Below are 690 nucleotides of genomic sequence, written 5' to 3'. Positions count from 1 at the left end.
CGGGCAACCCGGCCAACGCCTCCTGCCAATAACGCAACTGCCCCGCGATCGGACTGTCCGGGTCCTCGAGATCACCGAACTGCGCCCGCTGCCACAGCGCGTAATCGATGTACTGCACCGGCAACGGCACCCAATCCGGAACCCGCCCGGCGCAGCGGGCGGTGTAGGCGGCGGTCAGGTCGCGCAGCAAAGGATTCAGCGACGAACCATCCGCAGCAATATGATGGGCCACCGCCACCAGCACATGCTCGTCCAGGCTGTTCCGGAAAAGCGTTGCACGCAATGGTATTTCGGTGGAGAGATCAAAGGCATGACCTGCCGCGGCATCGATGGCCTCCTTCATCCGTGCCGGCGACCAGCCGGCGGTGTCAACCACGTCCCAGCCGATGTCGGCTTGTTCGGCGGGAATCACGACCTGGTGCGGTGTGCCGTCGGAGACGGCGAACACGGTACGCAGGCTCTCGTGCCGGGCGATCACGTCGGCCAGCGCGGCGCGCAGCACCGAAACATCAAGCGGCCCCTGTAACTTCAGCGCCGCCGCCATGTTGTACATGGGTGAGGGACCCTGCAGTTGGTCGAGGAACCACAACCGGGACTGGGCAAACGACAACGGAACCACCGCCGGCCGCTCACCCGCCACCACCCGAGCAAGCGTGCGGCCACCACCGCGCACCCGAGGCGCCAACTGCG

The 690-nt window shown here is 66.4% G+C and carries 1 protein-coding gene; it reads right to left on the bottom strand.

Features of this window, described 5'->3' with window-relative positions; all coding sequences use genetic code 11:
* Positions 1 to 690, bottom strand: a 690-nt coding sequence (locus tag H7I87_RS20075; protein WP_264002848.1) for a condensation domain-containing protein, incomplete at both ends; no start/stop codon positions are given.

The sequence above is a fragment of the Mycobacterium timonense genome (genome assembly GCF_025821985.1).
Lineage (GTDB): Bacteria > Actinomycetota > Actinomycetes > Mycobacteriales > Mycobacteriaceae > Mycobacterium > Mycobacterium avium.
The sequence above is the reverse complement of the archived record's forward strand: the minus strand, read 5'-3'. Positions and strand labels throughout refer to the sequence as shown.